The sequence below is a fragment of the Pseudomonas sp. LAP_36 genome, assembly GCF_019456785.1.
In the GTDB taxonomy this organism is placed as follows: domain Bacteria; phylum Pseudomonadota; class Gammaproteobacteria; order Pseudomonadales; family Pseudomonadaceae; genus Aquipseudomonas; species Aquipseudomonas tritici.
Map to the genome: position 1 here is coordinate 10,292 of NZ_JAHZMS010000008.1, position 17,033 is coordinate 27,324.

The following is a 17,033-nucleotide window of genomic DNA, read 5'->3' on the forward strand; positions in this document are numbered from 1 at the left end:
CGTTACATAGGAGAGACGGGGGTGGCCGGGAGCTACCGAACTTTTGTCATGAAAGCTTCATTTGGGATTGGGAGGGGGGCAATTTTTTTGATGGTTGGTCGGGGTGTATATCCGTTATTTAAGTAACGGCGGGTTATGGTTCCGCCCTTACGGCGGCTCACTTTGGAAGAGCCCCAAAGTGACCCGCCGTAAGGGCGAAACCAATATCAGCCGTTACCGCAGCAATGGATATGTACCCCAACCAAAAACCCTCTAGCGCCTAACACATAGCCTTCGCAGGCAACCCAGCGCCCACCGCAGACCGAGAAACGCCAAAAAAAAGGGGCGATCATTGATCGCCCCGAACGGTACATCGAGAGGTCCTTTCCAAAGCCTTATAAGCTGATCTGCTTGCGCTCCTCATCCGTCAACCGCGCCCGCGCCTGTTCGCTCAGCGGCCCCGCGCCCAGCACTTGCACCGGGCTGTTGGGGTTGTAGGCGGAATTTTTCTGCTGCGGTTCCGGTTCACGCGGCAACGGCTCGCTGCCCAGGCTCAACACTTCCACCGTCATGATCGAAGGCCGGCCCTGCTTGGCCGCCGCCTGCTGGCTGCGTGCTGCGTCTTCGGCCGCCTGGGATGCCGCTGCCCCCGCCGCGCTGGCCGAGCTCATGGCCCCCGTGTTGACCGTGGCCGACACCGGCACCCCGGACGACTTGCCCTGACTCTGGATATTCGCCGCGTTCACCACGTGCAACGCGGCGATGTTGACGTTGCCGGATACGCGAATCCCCGCCTCCCCTGCGTCGATGGTGCCCAACGGTGCGATCAGGTCGATGTCCCCCGCCGGCACTTCCGGAATCGGGTTCAAGGTCGCGATCCCCGCGCCCGTGCTCGGCACCGACGGCGACAGGCCGACGTTGCCCCAGTTGTCATAGACACGCTTGGGCGGCGTGTACACCACGGTGGTCTTGGAGCCGCGACCGGCGTTGATGTCGCCCTCGCTGGTCCAGCCCATGATCGAACCGCCAAAGGTGGTCATGATGCGGCTCTGGCCGAGCAGGATGCTGCCCATGGAGTACAGCTGGATATCACCGGCACCCTGGGTGATCACACCCGCCGTCGACGGTGGCGCCGCGCCTTCGATGCCGAAGGTCTGGCTGCCGCCTGGGGTGAACATCTGAATCGAGCCACCGAAGTTGGTGTGCACGCCAGCGCCGCCGAACATCGTGATGTCGCCTTTGTAGGTGATCGGGTTGCCGGCCACGTCCTTGTCCGGGAACAGTGCGGCGATGGCTGAGCGGCCACGCAGGTAACTGCCCTGGCGCACACTGCCGACCTGGTTGTACTCGCGGCCGGCGGCCTTGAGTTCAGCGAAGTACACGTCGCGGGCGAACACCCGTTGTTGTTCGGCGGGCAGCGCCGCGTAGTAGGTGCGGGCCTGGTCGGGGCTGCCGATAAAACCGAAGCGCTCGGCGAGCCAGCCGACCAGTTCGTTTTCGTAGGTCTTGGCGACCTTGCCGCCCTGGATCGATTCGCCCGGTTGCGCCAGGTTGACGGGGTTCAGGTAGGCCTCGACGAAGCGCAGGTAATCCGGGCCGTTGGGGCCTACACCGGCTTGCATCGTGATGCTTGCGCCGGGGCGGTTGTCGCCTGCGGCCACGGCGCCCAGGCTGGTGATGCCGACCTTGTCATCCATCAGGATATTGCGGCCGGCGGTCACTTCGAGGTTGCCGGGGCCGGCGACGTTGAAGCTGCTGTAGAGGATGTCGCGGCCGGCACTGACAATAGAGATATTGGTGGGGCTGTTGTGGACGAACAGATTGCCGGCGATGGTGTATTCCCCACTCCCACCGTCACCGCCGCTGGCACCACTCAAGGTTGTGCCGCTGCTGACGACATCTCGCCCAGCCAACATCCACACCGCGCCTGCGCCTTCATGATAGGTCTGCCCAAAGCGCGGGTCGGTAGCGGTGGTAATAGTGATCGAACGCCCGCTGTTGACGCCCAGCAGATCGCCGGTTACAGCATAGAAACGCGCGGGGTCCAAGGCATCGCCCCATGACGTGCTGGCGGTATTCGGACCGAAGGCAAACAGGGGAGAGACGCGGCCCAGATCGGCCCGAACGGAATCCGTGGAAGTATTACTGCCAACCAGTTGATAATTTCCGCTCGTGGGGTCTTTGACATACCCTTGGAACGCTGGGCGCAGGATCGTCGCCAGGGTATCCGGTGCTGCGCTGGAGCGGCTGATGGTCAAGTCACCGCCATAGATCGAGTCCGCCGCCAGCAATTGCAACTGACCGTTGGCCGACGGCGCCAGCACCAGCGCTTTGAGCGGCGGTGGCGGGCTGTTGTTAAGTGCCGAAGCACGCCCGTAATACAGACTGCCGTTGGCCGCGACCGCACGTAATGTCGCGGGATATACCGCCGCCATATCCGACTCTGTGGTGTCTGTCAGTGGCGTGAGGTTGCCGCCGGCGGAGAACAGATCGATCGCAGTGCGTTCGGTCCACAAACTGAACCAGCTCTGACCAAAACCAAGATCCGCGCCTTTCACATAGGCCGAGGCATTCATTTGCGGCGCGCGGCCCGGATCGGCCACATCTTGCAATACCAGGTCCCCACGGGTGGCCACACTGAAGGTTGCGTCCCCAGGTAACAGGCTCCAGCCCCCGGCCGCCGTCGCGGAAGTCGAGCGCATCGAATCGTAGGCGCGGACTTCGCCAGGGCTCTGATCCGTTGACCGGTTGCCATAACGCAAGGTCAAGCTACCCAGGGCGCCGCCCGTCAATTGAACATGCCCGCGAAGATCTACCACCGCACCATTAAGGTGACCCGACGTGATTTGACTGCCAGGGTTAACCGCCCCGCCGACCCGCACATTCATATCGCCGCCGCCCGTGAGTTGCAGGCTGCCATCGGCCCCAACCCGACCGGTGCTGCCCACTGCCAACACCAGGCCTTGGCTACGGGCGTTAACGCTCGCAGGTAAGGCCCCGTTCAATGTCAGTGGCCTCAGGATCCCGGCATCCCCGCCGACGTCAACATTCAGGTTACCCCCGCCCAGCGTGCCAAAGCCGGTAAAGCCAACCATCTGGTCAGGTGCATTTTTTATTAAATAGTTAGGGGTATAGGCGCCAAAGTTGATCCACCAACTGGTCGCCTGGGCCTGGCTACCAGACAGGCCATTGCCTTGACGCCACAACCAAGCGCCTACGTTGGCGGAGTCATTACCCACGTCACCCGCGACCGGCCGATCATCAATGTCCGGGGCTTCACTGGTGATGTTCCCAGTCAGGTTGCCACCCGCCTTAACCAGCAAATTACCGCCGCCTTCCGGGAACCATTCGCCAGACGCGCTCGCGGCGGAGCTGCCGGCGGTATAGACGCCATAGAGCGAATCCATGCTCAAGTCGCCCCCGGCCAGCAGCTCGAGGTCTGCCGCACCGGTGCGGATCACGCTGAAACGCGGACTGCCCGCCCTAATATCATTGGCGGAGATAATCTTGACCGAGGAGTGGCTGTCCGCCAAACGGAGATTACCCGCCTCTGGATGCGGCTGCAGCAAGCGACTGTCGGCCGCCTGTGTGTCGGCCCCGGCCACCAGACGCATCGACCAGGACTGCGAGCCCTCGGCCAGCATCGGCGCCACAGCCCAGAGCTTGCCCTCGCCCCCCGTACGCAGGTTCACCCACGGCACGCCACCCTGCAGCTTGACGTCGGTGCCCACCGGCAACAAGGCCCCGCGCAGCAGCAGCTTGGGACCATTGAGGGTCACTATCGCGGTGCTGCCCAGTTTCCCAGGTAACGGCACGCCCGCCGGCCAGGTCATGGCCTTCACACTGGTGAGGCTCACCAACACCGTACCGGCATCCAGGATGCTGTCTTTCGGTAAGCTCACGCGCGCAGTCAATATCGTGCCTGCCGGGTACAACACGGTACCCGAGGCATTACGCACCGCACCCGCCAGGACCGTACCGGCCGGCAATGCCAAGGTCGAATTGAGGGTCACCGCCACCGGCAATCGCGTACCGGCAGTCAGGCTGCGGGCCTTGATCGGCAGGTCGAAATTGAGAATCGTGCCGCCAGGGAACGTGGTGCCGTCCGCCAGGGTCACGCCGTCACCGGGCACCGTTATCGTGCCGCCGGTGTAGTCAATGCCAGCGCGCAGCACCCAGCCGGTATCATCCGGGGTCGCCGCCGGCTCTGCAAAACCATCGTTGATGCTGCCGTAGATATTCAGATCACCACCGGCACGCAGGGTCAGGCTGCCGGCCTCGGTCACCGCTTGGGTCGGCGATTTCAGGCTCGCGTAGCGATAGCCGGACAGGTCCAGGTCTCCCTGCACCACCAAGTCGCCATCCGGGGTTTTGCTGATGATTTCCACGCCAGGGCGCAGGTGAAAGGTATCACCGTAGGTCGCGTTGTTCAGGCCGGCCAGCTTGTTCTGCACCAGGTTGGTATTTTTCAAGGCCGCATTGATGAACGTCGTGCTCAGGTCGTGCTTCTCTTTCAGGTAATCCTGGGTGATTTCCTGATACGGCCTGCCGCTGGCCGTCGGGCTGGTCCCGATCGGCGCGTCGTCGTAGGTGATCATCCCGTTCAGGGCGATCGATCGCGCGCCGTCGATGGTCAGGTGCCCACTGGCGTCGATGGCAATGTCATCCGCGCCCAACCGCGGCGCATTCAGCTCCAACGTGCCACGGTTGCGCCCGTCATTGCCAGTCGCAGTATCGGTGCCATGACGCAGGTCGATACGCGCACCGCCAGCCAGGGTCAACTGGCCGGTGCCGGAGCCGAGCACTACCACGGCGCGGTTCGGCGAATCAATGATCTTGCCGTAGCTGTCCACGCGCAATTGCGTGCCATGGGCGTCGAGTACAGCGCTGCCGTCCAGGGTCAGGCCGTTCTTGCCGGCCAGGTTGATACTGCCGACGCGCTCGCCGCTGGCGTCCACCAGGCCGGTCACGCGCAAGCTGCCGTTGTCCACCGAAACATTCACGGTGTTGGCTTTGACACCATTGCCGATGACCAGGTCGCCCTGTTTCAGTTGGAAGCTGCGCGTGCCATACACCTGGCCCTGGTTGAGGCGCTGGTTGAGCGCGGCAAACTGGTCGCTCAAGGTGCCGTTGCCGCCCAAGTGCTGCGCCTGGACCTCCACCGCACCTGCCAGGTACGGCACCAGGGTGCCGCCGGCATCGTAGTAGCCGCTGCTGCCGGCGAGAATCTTGCCCGCCAGGTCGACGGTGCCGGCCGCGCCGCCCACCGCCACGGCGCGCAGCTTGCCCGCCTGGTTGTAGTTGGCCGACAGGTCGATGGTCGAGCCCGCCCCCTGCAGTACATTGCCTGCGCGGCTTTCCAGCAGCACTTCACCGCCCGCGCTGTATTTGGTCAGGTCATTGAACACGATGGCGCGACCGGACACATCAATCGATGCGTTGTCGGTCAGCACCACGTCACCACGGGCGCCCAGGGTCACCTTGCCGCTGGGCAGTACCACCGCGCTGGCCAGGCGAATGCTGTCGCCCTGCAGCGACAACTCGCCGCCCAGGCCATCCATCTTGCCCACCGGGCCGGCCGACGCACTGATATCAATCGCACCCCCGGCGGTGATTTTGTTCACTGAGCCCGCCGCGCCGGTCATCAACGGTGTCAGGATATTCAGGTTGCCGCCACTGTAGGCAAAACCCTTGACCGGGTCATAGGCGCCCTGGTTCTGGTACACCGAGAGGCTGCCCTTATGGTTGGCGGTGATGCGGTCGCTGGCCTTGAGGTTGACGTTGGCAAAGCCCAGGGCCAGGCGGTTCAAGGTCGCTGTGGTGCTGGCCTGGGCAAACTCGCCGTAGCCGAACTCAATGCGCTCGGCATTGATATCCAGGCGCCCGCCGCCGGTGCCCGCGCCACCCGCCACCACCGTGCCAGGCGCCGCCTCGGCGCCCTGCCAGATCAGGTTGGCGGTGTGGATAGTCGCCACATCATTCGCACCGCCGGAACCGTAGATGGCCGGGGTGGAGAGCATCAGGTTGTTCAACAGAGACTTGCCGGTCACCGCATCGTAGGTGTCCAGGGTCGCGGTGCCGTAGAAGTTGAAGCTGTCGCGTGCCGACAGTTGCAGGGTTTCCAGGGCCGGTGCGCCGAACTGGGTATCGCCGCGCAGCAGGCGGTCGAGCACTGCCTGGGTGAGGGTCAGGCCCGCCGGCAGGCGATTGGCCGCCGCCGCATCGGCCAGGGCTTGCGGGCTGCCGACGTTGATGCTGGCCAGCCCCAGGTTGAGGTGGCGGGTGCCGTAGCGCACCTGATCGCTCATCTGCAAGGTGTTGTCAGTCAAGGCGACGATGCTGCCTTCTGAATACAGAGCAGTTTGCCCACTGCATGGCGCACTGTTGCAGACCCCTATCTGGATACCTTTACCCGCCTGCGGTTGCGTCTGGGCGACCACATTGAGCAAGCCATTAGACACTGCCAATACGTTGGCCAAGTTGTAGACAAAGCCATCGCGCGCATCATAACTGGCCTTGCCGCGCCCGATGGTATTGATGGAGGCGCCCTGTTCAACCACGATGGAGCCGGTCGAGGCCACCAGGAATACTTCCGGCGCGGCCAGGGTCGCGCCATCGCGCAGGGTGAGGACCCCCGTATTACCGCCACTGAGGGTGACGTAGTTGCCACCCTGACCATAATTGACCACCATCGTCCCGCCAATCACCAGGCGTGCAGCGCCCAGTGCATTGAGGTTTTGTGCCCCTACGGTAATACCGGCAAACCCACTGGTGGCGCCCTTGCCCGCCGCAATAATTTCGATGTCTCGCCCGGCGCCTCCACCTGAACTGTTCAGCGAAACGGTGCCGGCGTAACCGCCGTCGGCTGCCTCAAAGCGACCGATACCCTGGAACGAAAAGGAGTCCTCCCCTGCGCCTGCTCGCAGTATCAATTGCAGGGTTTTAGCGTCCACCGGCAGCAATGCGCGTGGCACACCCAGCCTGGCGGCGTCGGCTACGGCGAACTGTGCATAGCCAGTTTCGTTGTACTGCGAATAGCGGCGCAGGGTATCGGCAGAGGTCAGAATCACCTGGCTTGCAATACTGTTGCCAATCTCGGTATTGGCGATGGACAGGCGCCCCGACGTGGACCACGAGCCATTGCGCATGGCCTGGGTCGTGCTGTCGCTGCCAAGGCCGGCCAGGCCATTGATTTCCACCCGGAAAGCGCCCGGCATCAAGGCATAGGTGGACGGCATCAAGGTATAGGTGCCCGCCGCAAGCCCCGGTACGCCGGCGCCAATCGTGATTTGCTGGCCAATCAACGGATCGACTGCACCCCCTTCCGGCGCCACGGGGGCATAACCCGGTTGCGCACCCGGCACGATCGCATAGATCGGGTTGGTGCCCAGCCCCGGCAGCACAAACCCGCCATTCGCCCCGAATTGTACCAACGGGTTGTAGCGCGCATCCGTAGAACCACCGCGCCCGGAAATAAACCCGGCGCCGAGCAGTTCGCCGCCGCCGGACAGTTCCACCGTAGCGTCAGGCAGCACCGCAACCGACTGCCCCCCTAACGTCAACCCGACACTCAGGCCGTTGTTGTCTCGTCCGCCCAGACCGATAAACGTCACGGTCTTACCGTTGTATTTGTAGACTTGACCATCAACCGTGCCGCCGTATGGCAGCACCAGGCCCTTGCCGCTCACCGAGGTCAGGCTGCCGGGCAGCAACTCGACCCTGTTGCCTCCCATAACGCCAACCTCAATCAGCCCCAGGGGCGCGCGTATCACGCCGCCCTGCTTGATGGTGGCGGCTCCCAGTTGAAAGCGGCCGAACGCCGAGTAGGGCATCTGGGCATTGCTGTTGCCGGTGCGGGCGATAGTCAGGGTGCGGTCTGGATCGTAGTTGAAGCTGGTGCCATCACGTTCGCTCAGAAAGCCAGCCAGTACCCGCGCCCCAACCTCGGTCCCCGGATACAACTGCACCGCACGCAGGGTCATGTCCCCCCGGGTCATCAGTTGCGTACTGATACCCGTGGCGATCGCATCCGCCCCCGCCCCGGCCAGAAAGCGCAGGTCGCCCTGGCTGGTCAGTTGCACATCATCGAACCCTCGGCGGTCGACATTTACCAGGCTGGTGTCGCTCAGCGGCAGGTTGCTGTTATTGCCGAACTGCACGCTGCCGCGCACATCAATCAGGTTAGCGTTGGCTGCAAACAGCGCCTGGCTGGCGCGTTGAGACGTGCCGTTGGTCAATACCGGATGCAGGTACTGGTCCTTGGCTTCCAACGGTTCAAGGATGCCCGCCAGCAGCAGGTACGGCGCCGACAGGTTGATACGTGAATTGTCCGCAGCCTGCTCTGTAAGCCCCATGGCGCCGCTGTACAGGCGCAGGCTTTGGCCCATTTTCAGCGATACGTCACCGTCGAAACCCAGCACGCCGTCGCTCAACAAAGCGAGGTTGTCGAACCCGCCAGCGCTGACCTGGTCCACCCCAAGGCGACCATGACCATATTCCAGGCTGGCGGCCGCCGCGTCGGCGGTGTCCGGCAATGTGCTGCCCTGGTGGGTTTGACTCAGTACCAGTTCGCGAAGGTTGAGTACGCGGTCAGTGACGGCATTCTTGGCGTAGTAAGGACTTTCCAGGGCCACGGACAAACTGCCGCCCGCCGCGCCGACGCCACCGGCCCTGGCGACGAAGCTACCATCCAGGTACAGACCGTTGTTGGACGCGAAGCTGATGCTGCCGCCATTGCTGGCCACCTGCACCCGGCCCTGGCCCGGAATATCCAGGCCCGCCTGGGCGCCGGAAGCATCCAGGCGGGCGCCGTCGCGTACGACCACAAACAGGTCGCTGGCCTTGGCAATGCCGGTGGCCAGGTCGATGTCGCCACCGATGCTGATCTTGCCGCCATTACGCACCTGGCCGTAGACATCGCCACGGCTGCTCACCGCCGTGACCGCACGCGCAGCAACATCGATCAGCGCGTTCTCGCCCACCCAGATCGAGCGGCCATGGCCAGCGGCGTTAGCCTGTTCTGAAACCGTCACTGTCAAACCACCCAGGCTGACACTCCCGCCCCAGGCATTGAGGGTGCCGTTCAGGGTCAACTGGCCAACGCTGCGCAGGTTGATGCCCTGGCCAGGGTCAACGTTGATCACCGCGCCCCGGCCTACGGTCAACGCCGTGGTGGCCAGTTCGGCGGCCGTGGACTCCTGGTGGCCGGCGGTCAAGGTCAGGCTGGCGCCACGGCGCTGGGTCAGCACGCCTTTGGTCGCGTCTTCCTGATACAACGCTGACGTCCAACGCTCCAGGGCCGTGGCCGGGTCGCTGCCACTGGGCGCAGCGAAGGTCTGGTCGCCCAAGCGATAGACCGGCGTGGTGACATTTACCTGGGTGCCGTCCGTGACCAGCAGCCCTTCGTTGCCGGTGATGTCATAGGCCGAGAAGCCCTTGTTGAAGAAATCTGCGGCCAACTGCACGGTGCCCGCGTCAGGCACGGTGGCGCTGTCGCCGATCTGCACCTTGCGTGCCTGCAACGCCAGGGTGCCGCCACCGCTGACGCCATAGCCGCGAATCTCGCCGTCCAGCGCCAGGCTACTGAGGGAAGCCAAGGTCACATCGCCACCCTTGCCGCCGGTGAGTTTGCCATCCAGGCCGAGAATACCGCCAGAGGAAGCATCCACCACACTGCCGGCCGCCAGGCTCACGTTGCCGGTGCTGCGCAGCGATACCTTGCCGCCGTTCACATAGGCCACGCCGCTGTTGTTCGTCGGTTCCAGCAACAGGTTATTCCAGCGCCCCGTGGTGTCCAGCTTGACCCCGGAGGCAACATTGACACCGCCATTCCCCGGCACAATCGCATCAAGGACTGTGCCTTTAAGCGGATCGACCTGGTAAAGAATGTTGCCTGCATTAATGCTTCCGCCGTGGGCGGTGAGGTTGGCATTAATATTCACACCCGGCCCGAACAGGGTGATATCGCCACCGTCCGCCACCTTGAGCGCGCCGTTGACGGTAATCTGCTGCGTGGCACCGACCTTGATCGCGCCCAGTTGGTAGCCATTGAGCTGATCACTGTCGAGCACCATCTTGCCTTGGCGATCCGCCGGCAAGGCGGTGGTGAGGTCCAGGCCATCGGCGATTTTCTGTGTATTGCTGTCGATCAGTACCTGATCGGTGGTGCCCGTCAGGGCATAGCGCAGGGTGCCGGTGGTCTTGTTGTAGACCGGCGTGTACCCGCCAATGATCAACTGCGCGCGCTGGGCCATCGCCTTCTGCGATTGCTGGTAACCGTCGAGGTTGATGTTCGGCGCTTGGGTCTGGCGATCGCCCTGGAACACGTCGCTGATCACCTGACCTTCGAGCACCGCGCTGGTGGTGCCGATCACCAGCTTGCCGGCATCACGGCCCACGGTATAGCCGCTCTCGTAACGGCGTTGCTTGGCGATCATCGGGTTGTAGTAATAATCGGTCTGGCCCCAGCGCTTGCTGGTGTCCTCATAACCTTTGTAGAACCCGGAATAGAGAATGTCGCCCGGCGCGTTGGAGACCTCATACAAACGCCCATCCGGGCCCTTGAGCCAGGTCTGCTGGATATACCCGGCCTGCACATCCACGGTGCCGCCCGACAGGTTGATCTGCGCGCCCTTTTGGGTCACCACATCCTTGCCGGTAAAGGTCACGGTGCCGCCCTGGGCCATCCATTCGCCTACCGAGTGGCCTTGGGTACCGAGGTAACCGCCCACCTCCAGCAAGCCGCCGGCGGTGTACCAGCGATCCGTCGCGTAACCGTTGGTACCGGCCGGCACAAACACCAGCTCACGCAGGTCGACCCACACATCATTGTTGATCAACTGGCCGCCGTCACGGTTGACCGGCGCATCGCGCTGCTCGTTGCCCTGTACGTTGATCTTGATGTTGTTGGATTCCATCGACACCTTGACGCCGACAGCCCCGGATACATCAATCATCGCCCCATCACGCACCAGGCTGCGGCCGGCCGCGCTGACCGCCACCTGCCCGCCAGTGGCCAGGGTGATCGAGCCTTTCTGGAAGTCCACGGTGCCGCCGCTGACGATCTCGATACGCGACTGGTCGGTGCGGTCAGCCACGGCACTGAGGTTGTTGAACTGGCCGGTGATCAGGTTGGCAGGGGTGCCGTCGAGGTTGACCAGCCCGTTGCCCTTTTGGCTGTTCAGCGCGGTACTGCCGCTGCTGTCCAGCAGGATCGCAGTGGTGCTGCCTTCGCCCAGGGTCACGCTGCCGGTGGCGTCGGTGGCGGAGTTGAGCAAGTGGATGGTGCCGCGGGTGTCCACCGAGGTACTGGCCAGCGCAACACCATTTTGCTGCACCTGATGCCCGGTCAGGGTGATGTCACCGGTAGAGGCCATGATCAGGCCGCTGTTGGTGACCTTGCCGGCGCTGCTGCCGGCGTTGAGGCTAGTTGCCACTTCGTTACCACGGGTGGTGGAACGATCGTTGCCGGTGGTGCCCACGCCCTTGCGGATGTAGAAGCTGTCGCCGGCTGCGAGGGTGGTCTGGCCCTTGGCGGTGATGATTGTACCGGCGTTCTCGACTTCCGAGCCGAGCAGCAAGGCATAGCCGCCGCCGTCGGTGGAGGTGGCGGGGTTGTGGGTCTGGATCAATGCACCGCGCTGCACCACGACCTTGCCCGCAGCGTCAGTGAAAGTCGGTTGGGAGCCGGTGGAGTCGACGTAGATACCGCGCTGCGTGAACTGCTCGTCGGTGATATTCCCTGCCGCTGCGACCAGGTTGCGCACATTGACCTGGCTGGTGCCACTGAAGACCACACCGTTGCGGTTCACGATCATCACCGTACCGGCGCCATTGATCTGGCCCTGGATCTCACTGGGCCGCGCGTTGGGGTCGTTGACGCGGTTGAGCACGGCCCAGCTGGACTGCTGCTGGAAATCCACCGTGGTGTTGCGCCCGACGTTGAAGGTCTCCCAGTTGAGGATCGCCTTGTCGGCGGTCTGTTCGATGGTCACCGTGGTCTTGCCGCCCGACTGGCTTTGCTTAGGCCCGTTGGCGTTGAGCCAACCCTGGGTGAGGCTGTTATCCACCTGCAGGCCGCCCTTGCCCAGTCCGTCGGGAATGTTCGAAACCTGGCCAAACGCCGCTTGCCGCCCCGCCGCCTGCGCCGCCTGCTGCGCTGCAATCGCCGCGACACTGGTGTTCAGCGTGCTGATGGAGCGCGCCAGTTGCTGATTGACCCGCGCCTGCTGATTCAGCGTCGGAATCCCCGGCACCTGCCCTGCACTGAGCCGTGCAGCAGTCGCCGCCTGGGTCGCGCCTTTGTCGGCAAACCAGCTGGAACTGAACGCTGTAGCCGCCTGCGCATTGCCTGCCACCATCAACAAGGCAATGGCGTGGGCCAGGGGCTTGAGGCGCAGCACGGTATCTTGGGCTTTCAGGTTAACCGGTGATTTGCAGCGGACCATCGGGAATCTTCCTTCTTTGTTATTACGCAGGGAGCAAGACAGGCTCACGTATGAGGGTTAGGCGGTTGGCGAGGGGCGCGACTGAACTTCTGTCATGGAAAGTTCACATGGGGCTGGTACGCAAAAAAAATCAGCAACGGCACAGGCCGTTGCTGATCAGGTGTTGCGGGTCGTTGAAAGCCTGGGTTACAGCGGACGACCTTTGCCGTTACAAATGTTGGTTTTGCCGATGCTCAGATCGCTGCCGGAAGTCACGAACGTTTCGGTGATGGCAGTTTTCCAGCTAGTTGGCAGTGGCACGAAACGGTTGGCCGAAATGGCGGCGTCGTTGTTGGCAGTTGCGCCGAAGTGCTTGGTGAAGAAACCACGTACTTGGTTGGTCTGGTCAGCGTTGATATAGCACTGGCTGAAGATCAGGTTGGTGAAGCCGAGGATTGGGTAGCCCGAGGTTGGGTAAGGTTGAACACCGGCTACACCATTCTTGCCGAATACAGGTACCCAGTTGTCCTGGTTGGCGCGGATGCTGGCAGGGGTGGCTGCAGGAACCGGTACCTGGCCGATAGCAGCGGAAACGTTGCCCGGAGCTGGCGACTTACCTTCAGCACCGGTCTCTTCATTCTTACCTACACGCGCAACCTTGGTAGCGTCGTCCAGACCTTCCAGGGTGGAAGCAGCGAAGTCAGGGCTCATGTAAGTGATGCGGCCGTCGCCAGCTGCCAGGGCAGTCATCACACCTTGGCTGCCAGTGGCCGGTACAGCACCTGCAGGCAGACCACCGGCGAAGCTGGAACCGAACGAAGTGGTGATAGCGAACTCGCCGTTTTCGGTGCACTTGGCGTTGAGGAAACGGGTGAACAGCTCGGTAGTGCCGCTGCTGTCAGTGCGGTAAACCACAGTGATCGGGCCGGTACGGTCGGCGCCAGAGATTTCGCTCCAATCGACGATACGGCCGGAGAACACGCCGCACAGCTCTTGAACGCTCAGGTCAACGTTTGCATCGCCAGCCTTGTTGAACGGAATGGCAACCGAAGTAGCGACTGAAGGCACCTGGATCAGCTTGCCCCAGGCAGGTTGTTTGGCGGAAGCGTAGGTCGACAGTTCAGACGAGCTCAGCTTCGAGTCGCTGCCAGCCCAGTGCACGTTCTTGGTGCCAGTGCCGAACTGGCTGTAGTCGTTGTTCAGGAACGCCAGTTTACCTTTGCCGCTGCCCACGCCGATGTAAGGGGCGAAACCGGTAGTGAGTACGCCGGCAGTCTGGTACAGCGGTTGTGGCAGGGTTGCACCGCCGCCGTTTACGTCAGCGAATGCAGCCTGTGCCGAGCACAGTGAAGCGAGGGTCATGGATACCGCGAGAACGTTGCGCTTAAACATGAAGAAGCTCCTTTCGTCGTGTTTGTACGTTGGGTAGATGGCTCTTGCATGACGCCATGGCTTCGGTCCCAAGCCATGTTGCGGGGGTGGCCAGGGGTGAAAACCATGGAGAGAAAGTCGCAGTTTCCGATGACGGTTATGGGAAAAAACCTCGGGAGGAACGCCTTGATTTTAAAAAGATTCTCGGGTGTTTTGGTCATGGTTTTGAGCGGTTTCGGGGCAGGTGACAGCGAGGTTTCAGTGCGGGGTTGCTGGAGGCGGTGTGGCGTGTGTCGAGGGGGGTGGGATGTGACGGAATGAGGAACCCGAGGTTGGGCGTGGCGGCCAGGATGTCGGCAAACCAACTGAATGGGCGCAGTTCAAATGTGGGTTTCGTCAGTCAGGTGACCAACTGGTTGATCTCGATGATCGGCAACAGCACCGCCATGACGATCACCAGTACCACGGCGCCCATCACCACGATCATCAGCGGTTCCAGCAACGCGGTCATGCCCATGGCGCGGCGTTCGATATCCCGCGACAGGGTCTGCGCCGCGCGCTCGAGCATCGGCGGCAGCGAGCCGGTTTTTTCGCCGCTGGCGATCAGGTGGATCAGCACCGGCGGGAACACCTTTTCCACCGCCAGCGCCGGGGCCAGGTTGACGCCTTCGCGCACTTTGGCGGTGGCGTCGTTGACGCACTGGCTCAGGCGGTCATTGGACAGGGTCTGCCGCGCCGCCTCCAAGGCCCTTAGCAACGGCACGCCGGCACCGCCAAGAATCGCCAGGGTCGAGGCAAACCGCGCGGTGTTCAGGCCCAGTACAAAGCGCCCGATCAGCGGCAGGCGCAAGACGCGGCTATGCCAATTCAAACGCGCCACCGGGTTGCGCAAATACAGGCGCCAACTCCAGAAACCGCCGACGATCCCGGCGAAACACAGCCAACCCCAGGCACGGATAAAGTCACTGGCGTTGAGCATCGCCAGGGTCAGCCCCGGCAAGTCCTGGCGCGCCTGGGAAAACGCACTGACCACCTGGGGCACCACGTAGCTCAGCAAAAAAATCACGATGCCTATGGACACCAACCCCACCACGCCAGGGTAGATGAACGCAGTGAGGATCTTGCCGCGCAGGTTGTTGCGCTCCTCGATGTAATCAGCCAGGCGCTCCATCACCTGGGCCAGGTCGCCGGACTCCTCCCCCGCCGCGATCAGCGCGCGGTAAATCGACGGAAAATCCCGTGGCCGCGCCGCCAACGCCTCCGCCAGGCGCATGCCGCCACGCACATCGGCGCGCACGCCGGCGAGGGTCTGGGCGATGTGTTTTTTCTCGGCCTGCTCCACCGTGGCGCTCAACGCCGCCTCCAACGGCAGGCTGGCGCCCAGCAGGCTAGCCAGTTGCCGCGTGGCCCAGGCCAAATCATTGTCTGAGAGTTTGGCAGTGAACAGGCTGCTGCCCGCCGCCGCGGGCTGGCCGCCTTCGATCTGCACCAGCAACGCGGTCAAACCCCGGCTGCGCAAACTGGCAAAGGCCGCGCTCTGGCTGTCGGCCTCCACATGCCCGGCCTCGACTTTGCCGCTGGCATCGGCAGCCTCGTAGCGATAGCGATTCATCAGGCGTCCCGTGTCACGCGCAGGATTTCTTCGGGCGCGGTGGCGCCGCTGCGCACCCAGCGTTCGCCGTCTTCACGCATGCTGAACATCCCGGCACGGCGCGCGGCCAGGCGCAGGTCCTGTTCGTTGGCGCCCTGGTGGATCAGGCTGCGCACGTCGTCATCGACGCAAAACAATTCATGGATACCGGTGCGGCCGCTGTAGCCGATCTGGTTGCACTGCGCGCAGCCCACCGGGCGCCACATGCCGGGCGCGGCAAAGTCTTCCTGCTTGCAATGCGGGCACAGGCGCCGCACCAGGCGCTGGGCCAACACGCCGAGCAACGACGACGCCAACAGGAACGGTTCAACCCCCATATCGATCAAACGATTGACCGCCGACACCGCGTCGTTGGTGTGCAAGGTGGCGAGCACCAAGTGGCCGGTAAGCGAAGCCTGCACGGCGATTTGTGCGGTTTCCAGGTCACGGATTTCGCCGATCATGATGATGTCCGGGTCCTGACGCAGAATCGCGCGCAAGGCCAGGCCAAAGGTCATGTCGATCTTGGCGTTGACCTGGATCTGGCTGATGCCCGGCAGGTCATATTCCACCGGATCCTCCACGGTGAGGATATTGCTGGTGCTCGCATCCAGCCGCGCCAGCGCGGCGTACAGGCTGGTGGTCTTGCCGCTGCCGGTGGGCCCGGTGACCAGCACAATGCCATGGGGCTGACGGATCAACGTGTCCAGGCGGGCGAGCAATTGTGGCTCCATGCCCAGGGTTTCCAACTGCAAACGCCCGGCCTGCTTGTCCAACAGCCGCATCACCACCCGCTCGCCATGCCCGGTGGGCACCGTGGACACCCGAATATCAATCGGCCGCCCCGCCACACGCAGCGCGATGCGGCCATCCTGGGGCAGGCGTTTCTCGGCGATATCGAGCTGGGCCATGATCTTGATGCGCGACACCAGCGCGCCATGCAACGCCTTGCGCGGCGACACTACGTCACGCAGGGTGCCATCGACGCGGTAGCGCACCACGGAATGGGTCTCATAAGGTTCGATATGAATATCACTGGCCTCGTCGCGCGCGGCCTGGGTGAGCAAGGCGTTGATCATGCGAATCACCGGCGCGCCGTCCTGGGTGTCGAGCAGGTCGGTGATTTCGGGCATGTCTTGCATCAGACGGTCGAGGTCGACCTCGTTTTCGGCGGCGCCCACTACAGCGGCGGCGCTGCCGGTGTCGGCGTAGGCGCTGGTGAGCAGGCCGTCGAGTTCGTCGTCGCGCACCTGTTCGAGGTGGGCCTGGCCGAACTGGCGGTGGACTTCGCTGATGGACCAGCCTGGGGTCGAGGGGCACACCGTCAGTAGCATGCCTTGCTCGCCGGGGCGCAGGAGGATGCGTTGGGATTTGGCCCAGGCGTAGGGCAGAAGGCTCATGGGGTTGGCCCTTTTTGAAGGTGTACATATCCGTTGCTGCGGTAACGGCTGATTATGGTTCCGCCCTTACGGCGGCTCACTTTGGAAAAGCCCCAAAGTAAGCAAAGGGCTCTTGCCCCAACACTCGGCACCTCGCCTAGGCTCGGTGTGCCCGTAATCCGACAGGGATTTGGGGGGCGCCTAAGATCAAAATCAAGATCAAAAGCGAAAGCACAGCGGCCTGACAGC

The 17,033-nt window shown here is 63.1% G+C and carries 4 protein-coding genes; all 4 read right to left on the bottom strand.

All coding sequences use genetic code 11. The annotated features are described in order from the left end of the window. Positions 1-374: 374 nt before the first annotated feature. Entirely contained in the window at positions 375-12,425 is a 12,051-nt protein-coding gene (locus tag JBO08_RS22260) for a filamentous haemagglutinin family protein (RefSeq protein WP_220075270.1), read from the bottom strand. Between the two features lie 186 nt (positions 12,426-12,611). Beyond that, a complete protein-coding gene (locus JBO08_RS22265; RefSeq protein WP_065876194.1) occupies positions 12,612-13,796 on the bottom strand; it encodes a substrate-binding domain-containing protein in 1,185 nt (394 codons plus the stop codon). A 379-nt stretch (positions 13,797-14,175) separates the two neighbouring features. Continuing rightward, positions 14,176-15,387, bottom strand: a complete 1,212-nt coding sequence (gspF, locus tag JBO08_RS22270; protein ID WP_012723647.1) for a type II secretion system inner membrane protein GspF — start codon at positions 15,385-15,387, stop codon at positions 14,176-14,178. Continuing rightward, entirely contained in the window at positions 15,387-16,805 is a 1,419-nt protein-coding gene (gspE, locus tag JBO08_RS22275) for a type II secretion system ATPase GspE (protein WP_065946287.1), read from the bottom strand. The genes gspF and gspE overlap by 1 nt, the downstream gene beginning before the upstream one ends. Between the last annotated feature and the right edge of the window lie 228 nt (positions 16,806-17,033).